Origin of the sequence: Methylobacterium sp. Leaf399 (assembly GCF_001424525.1) — a bacterium.
In the GTDB taxonomy this organism is placed as follows: Bacteria; Pseudomonadota; Alphaproteobacteria; order Rhizobiales; family Beijerinckiaceae; genus Methylobacterium.
This window is the reverse complement of the sequence record NZ_LMQK01000001.1, coordinates 507,744-521,414: the sequence shown is the minus strand read 5'-3', so window position 1 is coordinate 521,414 and position 13,671 is coordinate 507,744. Positions and strand designations below refer to the sequence as shown.

Sequence of the window (13,671 nt, the reverse complement as noted above, 5' to 3'; positions counted from 1 at the left end):
GGCCGTCACGAGCCTGCGGCGTGAGTTCGGCCTTCGGCTGTTGACGTCTCCGGCGTGCCGGCCCTTCACCGTGCGGGGCCTGCCGGATCGCCCGTCGTGGACGGCGCCGTGGCCCCTGCATCCGCCGATCTCCCGGATGGCCCGGCGCATCGATCGCGCTCGCCGCGCCGAACTCTCCCTGCCGAGGAACCCGTCGCCATGTCCATGATCCCGTTCGACCAGCGTGAGGGTACCATCTGGTTCGACGGCGTGCTGGTGCCGTGGCGGGAGGCCAAGATCCACGTGCTCAGCCACGGGCTGCACTACGGCTCGTCGGTGTTCGAGGGCGAGCGGGCCTACGGCGGCGCGATCTTCAAGAGCGAGGCGCATGCCGCCCGCCTGATCCGTTCGGCCGAACTCCTCGACTTCAAGATCCCCCACACCGTCCCCGAGATCGTGGCGGCCAAGGAGCTGGTGCTGCGCACCAGCGGCCTGTCGGACGCCTACCTGCGCCCCGTCGCCTGGCGCGGCTCGGAGATGATGGGGGTGGCGGCCCAGGCCAACACCATCCACCTCGCCATCGCCGCCTGGGAATGGCCGAGCTACTTCGATCCGCAGACCAAGATGAAGGGCATCCGCCTGGATCTCGCCGACTACCGCCGGCCCGACCCGCGCACCGCCCCTTCCGCCTCCAAGGCGGCGGGCCTCTACATGATCTGCACGATCTCCAAGCACCGGGCCGAGAACAAGGGCTACGCCGACGCGCTGATGCTCGACTGGGAGGACAACGTCGCCGAATGCACCGGCGCCAACGTGTTCTTCGTGGCCGACGGGGTGATCCACACGCCGCTCGCCGACCGGTTCCTCAACGGCATCACCCGGCAGACGGTGATCGAACTCGCCCGCCGCCGCGGCGTCGAGGTGGTGGAGCGGCGCATCCGTCCCGAGGAGATGGCGGGCTTCTCCGAATGCTTCATCACCGGCTCGGCCGCCGAGGTGACGCCGGTGGCCGAGATCGGCCCCTACCGGTTCACGCCCGCGACCCTGACCAAGACCCTGATGGACGATTACACCGCCGAGGTTCAGCCCAAGGCCGAGGCGGCCTGAGGCGCCCGTGGCCGGACGCACCGCTGTCCGGCCACCCTCCTCGGAACCCGCGCCGCCGACCGACGTTGGAGTGAGAACATTCCATGAACGAAGGTGAGCGTGCCATGACGAAGTCGAAGCCCTCCGCCCAGCAGGACGACGCCCGGCAGGTGGATTCCGAGCGAGCTGACCCCAAGCAGTCGAACCCCAAGACCGAGGGCGGCGACGCCTCGAACCGGATCAAGGACCCCGACCAGTGGACCACCGGCTCCGAGCCGATGACCGGCGCGCAGGCCTCCTACCTCAAGACCCTCACCGAGGAGGTCGGCGAGCCTGCGGCGTTCGAGCCCGATCTCGACAAGGCCGAGGCCTCCAAGCGGATCGACGCCCTGCGCCAGGAAGCCGGACGAGGCTGAGCGGTATTCCAGGTTGCGTTTCGCGGAATGGCTTAAGCGAAGCGAAACACCTGGCGTGATAGGAGGGGTCACGACGCACTGACTCCGCCACGGGAAACTGAGACGATGACTTCGCCTGTGGCCGAGACTCGCCCGGGAGCCGGGCGGCCTGGAGTGTTTCCCGTGAAACGGACCATCCTCCGCGCCGCCCGGGGCTTTCGCGCCGCCCAGGGTGGCGCCACGGCGATCGAATATGCGCTGATCGCCGGCCTGATCTTCCTCGCCGTGGTCGGCGGCATCAACAGCTACGCCAGCAACATGGGCGGGATGTACGGGAAGATCGAAACGGCCATGATCAACAAATAGCCGGCCACCGGTCCGGTACCCCGGCGAAGCTCGGATTCTCGCCCAGGAATCCGTGACGTCTTGCGTCAGGCCTTCGTGCGAGGGCTCTTCCAGAACGAGTCGAACAGCGACTGCATCGCCTTGACGTTCTCCTGCTGGGCCTCGACGCCGGCATCGAACATCTGCTGCAGGATCGCGTAGGGCTCGCCCGCGACCGCCGAAGGATTCCCGTCCGCGTTGGGTTTCGTCCCCGCCCTGGACGCGGGCGGTGGCAGGGCCGCCGCCCCGGCACGGCGGGGCTTGGCCTCCACGGCGGCGGGCGGGGCCATCGCGCTGCTCCAGACCTTCATCATCTCGGACCAATAGGCGCCGGGCGAGAAGCCGTTGGGCAGCGGAGTGGGCGGCGGCGGGGCGGGTGTCGCTTGCGGCTGGTTGAGCATCAGGTGGACGATGCCGGCCACCACCATCCCCGCCACCATCGGCATCATCTGGCGCAGGACCGGCGAGGCGACCCCGCTCGCCATGGCCGCCTGCTGGACCACCGCCTGGCTCAGGTGCGACGACCCGAAGATCTGCTGGACGAGGAGGTCGGCCTGCGAGGGCGGGGGCGCGCGGCCGGGGCCGCCGGTTCCAACGAGGCCGAACAGCTGGCTGAGGCCGGTCGGGTCGGCGGCGTTGCGCTGGAGGCCGAGGCTGAAGGCCGGCAGCAAGGCTTCCATGGCCTTGCGGGTCTGGTCGGGCGACAGTCCGTATTGGTTGCCGAATCCTTGCAGGCCGGGGCCGCCCTGTGCCTGGAGGATGTCGAACAGGTTGAACATGACGCACGGCCCTTGGCGATTCCTCGGCGACGGGCCAAGGGCCCGCCCCTCGGCGCGGCAGGCGAAGTCTGTCTCATTGCGCCCCGTTATACCAGCCTTCGGCGCCGGCGGGTCCCAAAGGCGCGGGGAATCGCCGGCCCGGCGGTCACCCGCGCACCATCTCCTCCACCCGGACCGGTTCGCACGCGGGCGGCTCCGGCGGCGGTACGGCGGCGCGGGCCCGCGCCTGGAGCGTTCCGATGGTGCGCCATGCCAGCGCGACGGCCGCGATGCCGAAGGCGACCGAGCCGATGCCGACCCCGGCGATCACCCCCGCCGGCCCGTACATGGCGCCGCCGAGAAGTGCGGGCGGCATCGTCCCCAGGGTCGAGCGGCCCCAGTTGAGGGCGGTGGAGAGGAACGGGAAGCCGAGGTTGTTGAATGCGGCGTTCGACAGGAACAGGAGCCCGACGAAGAACCAGACCGGGCCGCTGACGAGGCAGAAGAACAAGAACAGCTCGGCCGCCACCCCCTGGAGTTCGAACAGGGCGCGCAGGGGCTCGCGCAGCACCACGAGCAGCGCCCAGACCACCCCGGTGTAGACCGCCGTGACGAGGGCGCCGCTGGCCAGCACCTCGCGCATGCGGTCGAACCGGCCCGCCCCCCAGTTCTGTCCGAGGATCGGCCCCACCGACCCCGACATCGCGAACAGGCCGCCGAAGGCCACCGGCGTCAGGCGGTCGACCACCACGTTGCCGGCCACCGCCAGGGCGCCGAACTGCGCCACCGCATGGGCGATGAAGGCGCTGGCCACCGAGGGCGCGAGGTTGGCGAGCACCGCCGGCAGGGCGATGCGCATCATCTCGGGCGCGTCGGCGACCACGTCGGCCAGGGTCGGGCGGGCGACGAGGTCGTTGCGGCGCACCCCCCAGAACCCGATCAGCGCGAAGGTCGCGCGGGCGATGCAGGTGGCGATGGCCGCCCCGTCGACCCCGAGGCCGCAGCCGAAGATCAGGATCGGGTCGACGATCGCCGTGACGATGCCGCCGCCGAGCGTCACGTACATGGCCTGGCGCGCCGCCCCCACCGCCCGCAGAAGGCCGGAGAACATCATCCCCGGCGCCATCAGGAGCGTGGAGGGCAGGACGATCCAGAGGAAGCGCTCGGCGACCGGCAGGGTGTCGGCATCCGCACCGATGAAGGTCAGGGCCGGGCGCATCAGCGGCAGCGTCACCGCCACGAAGAGGGCGGCGGCGAGGATGCCGTGGATGGTGGCGGAGGCGGCCAAGCGCCGGGCCCGGGCGCCGTCGCCCCGCCCGATCGCCCGCGAGACCAGGGCTCCCGCCGCGATCATCAGACCGATGGTGATGGCGATGCCGAAGAACTGGACGATGGTGGCGAACCCCACCGCCGCCGTCAGCTTCGGGTCGCCGAGCTGCGAGACGTAGAGGAGCGACAGGAGGTCGACCACGAAGATCGCCATCAGCCCGATCGAGCCGGTGGCGCTCATCACCACCACGTGGCGCAGGATCGAGCCGCTGAGGAAGCGGCCGGGATCGTTGGCGGTGGTTCCGGTGGCCGCGGCGCGGGGCTCACGCATCCTGTGCGCCGTCCGCCTTGAGGGCGCCCTCGGTGTCCAGGGTGCGGGTGGCCGCCTCCTGGCGCTGCGAGGCGATGATGCCGCGGGTCTCGGCGTTGAGCGCCCGCGAGGGCCGGCGCGGCGCGGTCAGCGGCTCGGGCTTGACCTCGGAGGTGCCGCGCATCCAGCTCGCGTCGGGGAGCGCCCCGGCCTGCTGCAGGACGAGGCGGGCGATGTCGCGCTTCCTCACGTCGGTGGCCACGGCGGCGGCGGCCTCGGCCGAGAGCCCGAGCCCTTCGAGGGTGGAGCGGCCGAAACTGAGGGCCGATTCCACCGTCTCGCGCAGGTGGAAGTCCACGTCGCGGTTCATGAGGGCGATCGATTGGGTGCGGTCATAGGCCCTCACATAGGTCCGCACCGCCGTGAATTCCTCGTGCACGATGTCGACGATCTTGAGGGTCGCCTGCGGGTCGTCGACGCAGATGCAGACGAGCTCGGCCTTGCCGATGCCGGCCGCGCGCAGCACGTCGAGGCGCGTCCCGTCGCCGTAGTAGATCCGGAAGCCGAAGCGCGAGGCGCTGCGGATCTGGTCGACGTCCTTGTCGATGACCGTGACGCTGATGCCCTCGGCCAGCAGCACCTGGGTCAGGATCTGGCCGAACCGGCCGAACCCGATCACCAGCACCCGCGCCTCGGCGGATTCCACCGTGTCGGGCACCGGCTCGGGTTCGCTCGGGCGCCGCGCCAGTACGGCGTCGAGGGCCTTGGCCGCGACCGGGCCGACGAGCATGGTCAGCGCCGCCAGGGCCACGGCAAAGCGGGTCGCCTGGCCGTCGATGAGGCCGAGCCCGCCGCCCACGGGAAGCACCACGAAGGCGAACTCGCCGGCCGGGGCCAGGATCGCGGCGCCGCGCACCGAATCGAGCCAGGACGAGCCGAACAGGCGGAACAGCCCGGCCACGATCCCGATCTTGACCAGGATCGCCAGGACGGTGGCGCCGAACAGCGGCGCCCAGGCGGTCTTGAGGAGACCGCCGTCGATCGACATGCCGACGCTCATGAAGAACAGGCCGAGCAGCATGCCGCGGAAGGGCTCGATGTCGGCCTCGAGCTGGTGGCGGAAGTTCGATTCGGCCAGCAGCACGCCCGCGAGGAAGGCGCCCATGGCCATCGAGAGCCCGACCTTCTCCATGAGGAGCGCGGTGCCCAGCACCACCAGGAGGGCGGAGGCCGTCATCACCTCGCGCGCGCCGCTGGCCGCCAGCAGGCCGAAGAACGGGTTGAGGCCGTAGCGCCCCACCAGCACCACCGCACCGATGGCGCCGCCGACCTTGGCGAAGGAGACCAGGGCCTCGCCGAGCCAGCCCGGATCGGTACCGCCCCCGGTCGAGGCCATCAGCGGCATCACCGCCAGGATCGCCACCACCGAGATGTCCTGGAACAGGAGCACCGCGAAGGCGCGCCCGCCGTAGGGGGTGCCGAGGTCGCCGCGTTCCTCGAGGAGCTGCAGCGCCACCGCCGTCGCCGACAGGGCCAGGGCGATGCCGACGATGAGGGCGGCGGCCGGGGCGAGCCCCATCGCCACGCCGATCAGCCCGAGCGCCAGCGCGCACAGCACCAGCTGCGCCGCGCCCAGGCCGAAGATGTCGCGCCGCATCGAGACGAGCCGCGAGATCTCGAGTTCGAGCCCGACGATGAACAGGAGCAGCACCACCCCGATCTCGGCGACGCTGGCCGCGGTCTCCGGTTCGGCGATGAGCGACAGCCCGGCCGGGCCGATCACCACCCCGGCCACGAGGTAACCGAGCACCGCGCTCTGCCCCACGGCGCGGAAGATCGGCACGCCGATCACCGCCGCCGACAGGAAGGTCAGGACCGGCGGCAGGAAGCTCGCATGATCGGCGGCGCCAGCCATCGCGTATCCGGGGTGAGGGGAGGGCGGGCTCTCCTTAGCGCAGGCCGGACCGCCCCGCCACGCCCGTCATCCGGCGCGATCGCCGCCGGGAGGGCCGGCGCGTGTCACCGCGCACGTCGCACCGACCGCATCGCTCGGTTCCGGTCAAAAACCATGGGCCGAAGAACGAGCGCGACTTGAATGCTAATGGCCGGACGTCTGCCGTTCCGCAGGCGCGGTGCCCTCGTTCCGGCGCGGATACTTCCGATCGAAGGCCTTGCCCGACAGATAGACATACAGAAGACCGCCGCCGGCCATTAGGAGGGCTAGGAACACCAGTTCGCCCGTCATGGCCTCACTCCTCACTTCGCAGCCCGAAACGTAGCGCGACCTGTCCGGCAATATGTAGGCCGATCCCGACGATGTACCAAATCGGGTGGTACTCGATGACGAACATCATCGGATCCTTGATGAGGGGTACGACGATCGCCGTCGTCAGGACCGCCGCTGCCAGTGTGTTCACACCGCTGGCGAACAGCTTCACCCCTTCATTGTGGCCCTTCGCGGCCAGCTTGCGTTCCGACGAGTCGCCGGAGGGAGGGTTTTGGGGCGGCTCACCTGCACCTTCCTTCAACTCTGAAGATGCCGGAGGTATCGTAGAGACTAGCCCGCCATCCTTCGTTACCAAGCGAAGGGTCGATTCGTGCATGGGCGGCATTGGTATCAAGCCGATCTAGATAATATCGTATAGTTGAAAACAAATGTATAATTATCGGGCTGGCCAACAACATTGATATAATAACTCAGAAAATATAAACTCTTATCATCGGTCGCAAATAGCGTATCAACTACAGTGATGGCATTGACAGATTGCCAGATGATTTCGAGATCTATCAATACGGTGTCATCGCCGATTAGGTTGACGCTGGTTGAATTGGTTTTTCCATCATTGACAATTCTGTGACTAAAGACAATCGAGTAGGAAGGAATTTCAACAAAGGGATAGATTGATATGAGGTCGCCGCGACGACCGATGATCGAGCCTGATGCCACGACCTCGCGATCATTAAGTCTGGACCGAACGTGTCCCATCGATCCGTCCTCATTGGCTGCTAAAGGCTTGGCTTGCAGGAGCCATTACATGCGGCCTCTCGGTAGCCGCCGCGCCGGTCCTGCATCCTAGGGTGTCAGGCCTGTCCAAAGCCAGTCGCTTCGTCACCGCGCACGTCGCACCGACCGGCGTTCGTCGCGGCGCGCCACCAGCAGCAGCGAGGCGTCGCCCTCGCCGCAGGACGCGTCCGCGACGTCCTGCCTGACGAGGCCGATGTCCTTCAGTTCGCGCTCGGACATCGCCGAGAGCTGGCGCAGCACCCGTCGGTTCATGGCCTGGCGCGAGAGGGTCCGGGCGATGTGGGCGACGGCGCGGGTCGCGAGGTGGCGGGCGGCCGCGAGGGCGGAGGGGCCGCGCGGGCTGTCCAGGGTGGTGGGTAGGGTCCTCGTCATGGCGGGCACTCCTGATCGGCGTTGCGATGAGGGGAGAATGGACCGGCGGGGCTGGCGGCGACAGGAACGGTCCAGTACGATTTCGACGAATTGTCCGGTCGAAACGGCAGTACAGATGAAGCCGCAGCCCGCTCCCGAACCCACCCGCGTCGGTCTCGTCACCGCCGCCATCACCGAGCGCATCGCCGGCCGGCACCTGGCGCCGGGCGCGCGCCTGCCCTCGGTGCGGGCGTTCGCCGAGACCATGGGCGTGTCGAAATCCACCGTGGTCGAGGCCTACGATCGGCTCGGGGCCGAGGGCGTCATCGTGGCCCGGCGCGGCTCGGGCTTCTACGTCGCCGGCAAGACCCGGCCGCTCTGCCTCAAGACGGTGGGGCCGCAGCTCGACAGGGCGGTCGACCCCCTGTGGATCACCCGGCAGTCGATGCAGGCGGGGCCGGACCTGCTCAAGCCCGGCTCGGGCTGGCTGCCGTCGTCGTGGATGCCGACGGAGGCGATCCGGCGGGGCCTGCGCCAGCTGGCGCGGGGGCCGGACCGTCCGCTCGTCTGCTACGACCAGCCGATGGGGCTGGCGCCCCTGCGTGCCCAGATCGCCCGGCGTCTGGCCGAGCGCGGCGTCGAGGCACAGGCCGACCAGATCCTGCTCGTCGACTCCGCGACGCAGGCCGTGGACCTGCTGTGTCGGTTCCTGATCGAGCCCGGCGACACCGTGGTGGTGGACGACCCCTGCTACTTCAATTTCCATGCGCTCCTGCGCGCCCACCGGGTCGCGGTGGTGGGCGTGCCCTACACCCCGGCGGGGCCGGACGTGGCGGCGCTGGAGACGCTGTTCTCCACCCATCGCCCGCGGTTCTACCTCACCAATTCCGCCCTCCAGAACCCAACCGGGGCGAGCCTCAGCCCGGCGGTGGCGCACCGCATCCTGCGGCTGGCGGAGGCGCACGACACCCTCATCATCGAGGACGACATCTTCGGCGACCTCGAAGCCGACCCCTCGCCGCGCCTGGCCGGCTTCGACGGGCTGGAGCGGGTGATCCAGGTCGGCAGCTTCTCAAAGACCCTCTCGGCCTCGATCCGCTGCGGCTACATTGCCCTGCGGCCGGACTGGATCGAGCCGCTGATCGACCTCAAGCTCGCGATGAGTCTGGGCAACGGCCACCTCTCGGCCGACCTCATGCACCGCCTCGTCACCGACGGCAGCTACCGCCACCACGTCGCCGACGTGCGCGACAAACTCGCCCGCGAGATGGGGCGGGCCGCCCGGCGGCTCGAGGCCTGCGGCCTGACCCTATGGACACAGCCCTCGGGCGGCCTGTTCCTGTGGACGCGGCTGCCGGAGGGGATCGATTCGGGCGACGTTGCCCGCCGGGCGCTCGCCCGCGGGGTCGTGCTGGCACCGGGCGCCGCCTTCAGCCTGTCGCCGCTGGGGGGGCGCTTCCTGCGCTTCAACGTCTCCCATTGCGCCGACCCGCGCATCTTCACGGTGCTGCAGGACGCGATGGCCGGGTGATTCGGTTTCCGCTTGAATCAAGCGGGAACCGAATCACCAAGCCCGCGCGGCGCCTGAGCGAAGCCCATTTCCGCATCACGAAGTGATCACCTGGAAATGGTATGAGATGGACGATCGCCTCCTTCAGCGCGCCGCCCGGCCCCGGAGGGAGGCCGGCTGTCCCGGCAGCGCCAGCCTGACGCCGGTCTCGACGATGGTGTCCCCCTCGATCCGGTAGACCCCCAGCGTGCGGTCGACGTAGTTGCCGACGTAGACGAAGGCCCCCGAGGGCGAGAACGCGATGCCCTGGGTCACGGCGCCGGCCGGGGCCTCGCCGAGGCGTCGCACCGCTCCATCCTCGCCGATGCCGAGGAGCGCCACCGCGCCCGTGGTCGTGAAGGCGGGGCTGGCGTGCGGGGCGGCCGCGCCGCGCACCACCGCCACCGCCGCATGGCGCCCGTCCGGCGCGATCGCCAGGGCCTCGGGGGTGTCGCCGATGCCGATGTGGTCGCGCACCACCGGCCGGGCGGCGTCGGCCCGGATGACGCTGACCGTGTCGGCATGGCCGTCGCTCGGCTCCGTGCCGGTGTTGCCGGCCAGGACGAGGCGGTTGTCGGGGCTGACATCGAGGCCGTAGGTGTTGGCTCCCACCGGCATGTCGAGGCCGGCCTCGTAGGTGACGCGCGGGCCGTCGAGGGCGAGCACGCCGATCGTGCCGGCCTTGTTCTTGGCGACGTAGGCGCGCCGTCCGTCCGGGGCGATCGCCACCGCCGCGGCCTCGCCCTCGACGTCCACGGTGGCGACCACCCGCACGCTCGTGCCCGAGATCGACAGCGCCGTGACGCTGCGGCCCTCGCGATTGGCCACCAGCGCCAGGGTGCCGGTGCGGGCGATGGCGAGCCCCGAGGGCTGGCGCCCCACCCTGATCGTCTCGACGAGGCGCGGCGGCGTCGCGGCGAGGTCGACGACGTGGAGACGGTCGTCGGCCTCGGCGTACCAGGCCTCGCCCTCCCGCCGCATCAGGACGGAACTCGCCACCAGCCCGAGGCGCCCGTCGGGGGTGATCTGCAGGTTGGTGGGCGGCCCGTAGACCGAGTTGTCGAGGGGCATGACGTGGGACAGGCGCGGGTTGGCCTCGTCCGAGACGTCGACGATGGCGAGCGCATCCTGGCCGTTCGGGCCGTTGCGACCGCCCTCGGGCGTGAAGAAGGTCTTGCCGTCGAGGCCCACCAGGAGGGCCTGCGGCGGTTCCGCGGCCGCCACGGGCATCGCCGCTACCAGGCCGGCCAGACAGACCCCGATGACGCGCATCCCGATACTCCCGACCCCGGCCGTGAGCGGCCTCGGCACGACAGGTAGGACGCCCGGCGGCAGGGGCCAATCCGGGAGGGGGTTCAGGATTTGTTAACGAGCGCGCGATCTACGATGAGGGATTATTCACGGAGATGACACGTGCGCGCCAAGACCTCCCTCGGATCGGTCCGGCATGGAGCCCGGATCCTGCTCACCGCCGGCCTGATCCTCGGTGCCGGCCTTGCCGGAGCGCAGGCTCGGGACGGCCGCAACGGCGCCCTCATCGGCGGGGCCGCCGCCGGCGTCCTGGGCGGCGTCGCCCTCGGCGCCCTGATGAGCGGGGCCCAGGCCGCGCCGCCGCCGCCCGTCTATGCCCGCCCGCGGCCGGTCTACGTCGAGGACGTCGAGCCGATCTACGTGCGGCCCCCTCGCCGCGAGCCGATCTGCCACATGGAGCGCCGCAAGGTCTGGCTCGACGACGTCGAGTTCACCTATCGCCGCGTCGAGGTCTGCGAGTAGGGCCCGGGCGGGCTGGCGAGCCCGCCCGTGCGTCCCCATGTGGACGGGCATCGGGGAACAACGGGCGGGGCCGACGAGTCGGTCCCGTGAACACGCGGATTCCCCGTGTCGCTGGACCCGTGTCGCGCGGAACGGGCCATGCCGGCAAGATCGGCCCCGATCGCCGACGTTCCGAAACCGTTGCCCCGGCGCGGTTCTGCTGGGACAGGGCTGCCGTTCCGTGGACGAGGGTGAGCCTGCCATGGCGACGATCACGTTCGACAACAGCTACGTCCGCCTGCCCGAGCGCTTCGTCGCCCGTGTCCCTCCGACCCCCGTGGCCGCCCCGCGCCTGATCCAGGCGAACGCCGCCCTGGCCGAGACCCTGGGTATCGATCCCACGTGGCTGTCGAGCCCCGAGGGCGTGGCGGTGCTGGGCGGCAACGCCGTTCCAGAGGGCGCCGAGCCGGCGGCGATGGCCTATGCCGGCCACCAGTTCGGCAACCCGGTGCCGCGGCTCGGCGACGGTCGCGCCGTGCTGCTCGGCGAGGTCGTCGGCCGCGACGGTCGCCGCGACATCCAGCTAAAGGGAGCCGGCCCGACCCCGTTCTCCCGCCGTGGCGACGGCCGCGCCGCCCTCGGCCCGGTCCTGCGCGAATACCTCGTCAGCGAGGCCATGGCGGCCTTGGGGATTCCCACCACCCGGGCGCTGGCCGCGACGCTCACCGGCGACACCGTGATCCGCGAGGGCCGCCTGCCCGGCGCCATCCTCGCCCGCGTCGCCSCCAGCCACATCCGGGTCGGGACCTTCCAGTATTTCGCCTTCCGCGGCGACACCGAGGGCCTGCGCCTGCTGGCCGACCATGTCGTCGCCCGCCACGATCCCGACCTCTCCGGAACCGAGCGGCCCTATCCGGCGCTGCTGGCGCGCATCGTCGAGCGGCAGGCCGGTCTCATCGCCCGCTGGATGCTGGTGGGCTTCATCCACGGCGTCATGAACACCGACAACATGGCGGTGTCGGGCGAGACCATCGACTACGGCCCCTGTGCCTTCATGGACGCCTACGACCCCGGCGCGGTCTTCAGCGCCATCGACGAGCACGGCCGCTATGCCTTCGCCAACCAGCCGCGCATCGCGCAGTGGAACCTGACCCGGCTGGCCGAGGCGATGCTGCCGCTCCTGAACGAGGACGTCGATGCGGCGGTGGCCGAGGCCCAGGCGATCCTCGAAGGGTTCGCGCCGGCCTTCCAGGCGACGTTCCAGGCGGGCCTGCGGGCCAAGGTCGGCCTGCGGACCCAGGAGCCCGACGACGTGGCGCTCGTGCGCGACCTGATGGAGGCGATGGCGGCCGGCCGCGCCGATTTCACCCTGACCTTCCGGCGCTTGGCCGATTGTGCCGCCGACCATGGCGCCGATCCTGGCGCCGACGACGCGCTGGCGGCCCTGTTCGACGACCCTGCCCCCTGCCACGCCTGGCTCGCCCGCTGGCGCACCCGGCTTTCGAACGAGCCGGACCAGGGCCGCCGCGCCGCCATGCGGGCGGTCAACCCGGCCTTCATTCCGCGCAACCACCAGATCGAGGCGGTGATCGTGGCGGCGGTGACGCGGGACGACTACGCCCCCTTCGCCGCTCTCCTGGAGGTGCTGGCCACCCCCTTCGAGGACCAGCCCGACCGGGGAGTCTACGCGTTGCCGCCGCGCGAGGAGGAGCGGGTGCTGCAGACCTTCTGCGGAACCTGAGCGAGCGTCAGCGCGGATTGGTCCAGGTTGTGGAGGTCGGGACCGTGGAAACCGGCCGCGGCTCGGCCTGAGCCACCGGGCGCGCGGCCGGCGCCGCCCTCGGGGCGATGCGCGCCACCGCCGGCTGGCGGCGGGGACGCACGGCGCGGGCCCTGCGGCTGCGCCGTGGACGGGCGCTTTCGGAATTCGATCCGACCACGCCGCCGACGATGCCCCCGACCACGGCGCCCAGCGGCCCGGCCACGAGCGCCCCGGCCACCGCCCCGGTGCCGACGCCCACCGCGGTGTTGTTGCGGGCCACGGCCGGCTGCGGCAGTGCCACGAAGCCCACGAGCAGGCTGCCCGAGAGGGCCAGGAGGCCGAGGGTGTTCCTGCGGCTCGAGAAGGGTGTGGTCATCGTCGCCTCGGTCGGTGTTTCACCGCCGCGCCTGCCAGTCGAGCGTGACGAAATCGGGGCCGACTCCCCGGCTCCCATCCGCGCTTCGCCGTCCGGGCCGGTGCGACGGCGGCGTCGGAACGGGTGGCTTCGGCGAACCGGGCCCTCACGCATCCGGCCGTCGCGCCGCGTCATCCTCGGATCGGCGCTCGCGCAAGGCCTATTCCCGGCCGCTCAGCCTGATGCTCCTCCAGGCGCGCCTACGGTTCGAGGCGGCCCTGCCGGAATCGATCGCGTTCGGGTCGATCGGTCAGTGCCGTTTGAAGGTCCGCGATCGCTTTTTGCGGCACGAGAATCGTGATCTCACCGTCATCCGGTGCTTTGAAGCGGACGGCGATGGTATCCCCGCCGTCGATCGGCTCCACGCCGATGAAGCCGGCCACGGATACGACTGTGGGAAGCACGGCGTGGGGCACGGATCGGCTCCGATCTGCGCTCGCTCGCGCGACGTTGTTCTATCGGGCCGCCATTAACATAATGTCGACGTCAACCAAATCGTGAGCGATCGATCCTCAAGTCTCCGAACCGAGGCGGACGCCATGCCGAAGCGTCGATCCGCGTCGATCATGACCATCGTCCGGTCATTCCGGGACGCCGCAGGCGAACCGGGAACCCGCAGCTGCCGCCGCGAGCGAC

The 13,671-nt window shown here is 70.5% G+C and carries 16 protein-coding genes; 6 read left to right on the top strand and 10 right to left on the bottom strand.

The window, feature by feature from the left end:
• Nucleotides 1–198 precede the first annotated feature (198 nt).
• The 3 genes from ASG40_RS02440 to ASG40_RS02430 all read left to right on the top strand — a co-directional run bounded on the left by ASG40_RS02440 (nt 199) and on the right by ASG40_RS02430 (nt 1,826).
• Entirely contained in the window at nt 199–1,086 is an 888-nt protein-coding gene (locus tag ASG40_RS02440; RefSeq protein ID WP_055879908.1) for a branched-chain amino acid aminotransferase, read from the top strand.
• Between the two features lie 83 nt (nt 1,087–1,169).
• Nucleotides 1,170–1,481 (top strand): DUF3072 domain-containing protein, encoded by a 312-nt coding sequence (locus tag ASG40_RS02435; protein WP_244472235.1) that lies wholly within the window; start codon nt 1,170–1,172, stop codon nt 1,479–1,481.
• A gap of 162 nt (nt 1,482–1,643) precedes the next feature.
• Complete coding sequence (locus ASG40_RS02430) at nt 1,644–1,826, top strand: Flp family type IVb pilin (protein WP_244472234.1); 183 nt, start codon at nt 1,644–1,646, stop codon at nt 1,824–1,826.
• 65 nt (nt 1,827–1,891) lie between these two features.
• On the opposite strand, the gene ASG40_RS02425 is transcribed toward ASG40_RS02430, so the two are convergent.
• From ASG40_RS02425 to ASG40_RS02405, 7 genes are all read right to left on the bottom strand, one after another.
• The gene (locus ASG40_RS02425; protein WP_055879900.1) at nt 1,892–2,623 is read right to left on the bottom strand and encodes a DUF937 domain-containing protein; all 732 of its coding nucleotides are present in this window, start codon (nt 2,621–2,623) and stop codon (nt 1,892–1,894) included.
• A 145-nt stretch (nt 2,624–2,768) separates the two neighbouring features.
• Nucleotides 2,769–4,202 (bottom strand): MATE family efflux transporter, encoded by a 1,434-nt coding sequence (locus ASG40_RS02420; protein ID WP_055879897.1) that lies wholly within the window; start codon nt 4,200–4,202, stop codon nt 2,769–2,771.
• A complete protein-coding gene (locus ASG40_RS02415; protein ID WP_055879893.1) occupies nt 4,195–6,096 on the bottom strand; it encodes a monovalent cation:proton antiporter-2 (CPA2) family protein in 1,902 nt (633 codons plus the stop codon). Before ASG40_RS02415 ends, ASG40_RS02420 begins: the two co-directional genes overlap by 8 nt.
• 183 nt (nt 6,097–6,279) lie before the next feature.
• Nucleotides 6,280–6,426 carry a hypothetical protein gene (locus tag ASG40_RS20955; RefSeq protein ID WP_156387513.1) on the bottom strand — a complete coding sequence of 49 codons (147 nt, stop codon included), beginning with the start codon at nt 6,424–6,426 and terminating at the stop codon, nt 6,280–6,282.
• Between the two features lie 4 nt (nt 6,427–6,430).
• Nucleotides 6,431–6,784 carry a hypothetical protein gene (locus ASG40_RS20950; protein WP_156387512.1) on the bottom strand — a complete coding sequence of 118 codons (354 nt, stop codon included), beginning with the start codon at nt 6,782–6,784 and terminating at the stop codon, nt 6,431–6,433.
• Between the two features lie 14 nt (nt 6,785–6,798).
• Nucleotides 6,799–7,128: a hypothetical protein gene (locus ASG40_RS20945; RefSeq protein WP_156387511.1), complete on the bottom strand. Its 330-nt coding sequence runs from the start codon at nt 7,126–7,128 to the stop codon at nt 6,799–6,801.
• A 162-nt stretch (nt 7,129–7,290) separates the two neighbouring features.
• Nucleotides 7,291–7,578, bottom strand: a complete 288-nt coding sequence (locus tag ASG40_RS02405) for a DUF1127 domain-containing protein (RefSeq protein WP_055879886.1) — start codon at nt 7,576–7,578, stop codon at nt 7,291–7,293.
• Nucleotides 7,579–7,693: 115 nt separating this feature from the next.
• On the opposite strand from ASG40_RS02405, the gene ASG40_RS02400 reads away from it, so the two are divergent.
• Nucleotides 7,694–9,088 (top strand): aminotransferase-like domain-containing protein, encoded by a 1,395-nt coding sequence (locus tag ASG40_RS02400; protein ID WP_055879883.1) that lies wholly within the window; start codon nt 7,694–7,696, stop codon nt 9,086–9,088.
• 123 nt (nt 9,089–9,211) lie between these two features.
• On the opposite strand, the gene ASG40_RS02395 is transcribed toward ASG40_RS02400, so the two are convergent.
• Nucleotides 9,212–10,378: a YncE family protein gene (locus ASG40_RS02395; protein WP_055879879.1), complete on the bottom strand. Its 1,167-nt coding sequence runs from the start codon at nt 10,376–10,378 to the stop codon at nt 9,212–9,214.
• A gap of 186 nt (nt 10,379–10,564) precedes the next feature.
• Between ASG40_RS02395 and ASG40_RS02390 the strand changes: the two genes are divergently transcribed.
• Both ASG40_RS02390 and ASG40_RS02385 read left to right on the top strand, forming a co-directional pair.
• On the top strand, nt 10,565–10,879 hold the full coding sequence (locus tag ASG40_RS02390) for a hypothetical protein (RefSeq protein ID WP_055881140.1): 315 nt from the start codon (nt 10,565–10,567) through the stop codon (nt 10,877–10,879).
• A 241-nt stretch (nt 10,880–11,120) separates the two neighbouring features.
• Nucleotides 11,121–12,599: a protein adenylyltransferase SelO gene (locus ASG40_RS02385; protein ID WP_055879875.1), complete on the top strand. Its 1,479-nt coding sequence runs from the start codon at nt 11,121–11,123 to the stop codon at nt 12,597–12,599.
• A 7-nt stretch (nt 12,600–12,606) separates the two neighbouring features.
• Here ASG40_RS02385 and ASG40_RS02380 read toward each other — a convergent pair whose 3' ends face one another.
• Together ASG40_RS02380 and ASG40_RS02375 are read right to left on the bottom strand one after the other, a co-directional pair.
• Nucleotides 12,607–12,996 (bottom strand): hypothetical protein, encoded by a 390-nt coding sequence (locus tag ASG40_RS02380; RefSeq protein ID WP_055879871.1) that lies wholly within the window; start codon nt 12,994–12,996, stop codon nt 12,607–12,609.
• A gap of 239 nt (nt 12,997–13,235) precedes the next feature.
• Nucleotides 13,236–13,451, bottom strand: coding sequence for a hypothetical protein (locus ASG40_RS02375; protein WP_082523851.1), 216 nt, complete (start codon nt 13,449–13,451; stop codon nt 13,236–13,238).
• Nucleotides 13,452–13,671 lie beyond the last annotated feature (220 nt).

Coding starts and splice junctions, on each gene's coding strand:
- ASG40_RS02440 (WP_055879908.1), top strand. CDS start 199: ATGTCCATGATCCCGTTCGACCAGCGTGAGGGTACCATCTGGTTCGAC.
- ASG40_RS02435 (WP_244472235.1), top strand. CDS start 1,170: ATGAACGAAGGTGAGCGTGCCATGACGAAGTCGAAGCCCTCCGCCCAG.
- ASG40_RS02425 (WP_055879900.1), bottom strand. CDS start 2,623: ATGTTCAACCTGTTCGACATCCTCCAGGCACAGGGCGGCCCCGGCCTG.
- ASG40_RS02420 (WP_055879897.1), bottom strand. CDS start 4,202: ATGCGTGAGCCCCGCGCCGCGGCCACCGGAACCACCGCCAACGATCCC.
- ASG40_RS02415 (WP_055879893.1), bottom strand. CDS start 6,096: ATGGCTGGCGCCGCCGATCATGCGAGCTTCCTGCCGCCGGTCCTGACC.
- ASG40_RS20955 (WP_156387513.1), bottom strand. CDS start 6,426: ATGACGGGCGAACTGGTGTTCCTAGCCCTCCTAATGGCCGGCGGCGGT.
- ASG40_RS20950 (WP_156387512.1), bottom strand. CDS start 6,784: ATGCACGAATCGACCCTTCGCTTGGTAACGAAGGATGGCGGGCTAGTC.
- ASG40_RS02405 (WP_055879886.1), bottom strand. CDS start 7,578: ATGACGAGGACCCTACCCACCACCCTGGACAGCCCGCGCGGCCCCTCC.
- ASG40_RS02400 (WP_055879883.1), top strand. CDS start 7,694: ATGAAGCCGCAGCCCGCTCCCGAACCCACCCGCGTCGGTCTCGTCACC.
- ASG40_RS02395 (WP_055879879.1), bottom strand. CDS start 10,378: ATGCGCGTCATCGGGGTCTGTCTGGCCGGCCTGGTAGCGGCGATGCCC.
- ASG40_RS02380 (WP_055879871.1), bottom strand. CDS start 12,996: ATGACCACACCCTTCTCGAGCCGCAGGAACACCCTCGGCCTCCTGGCC.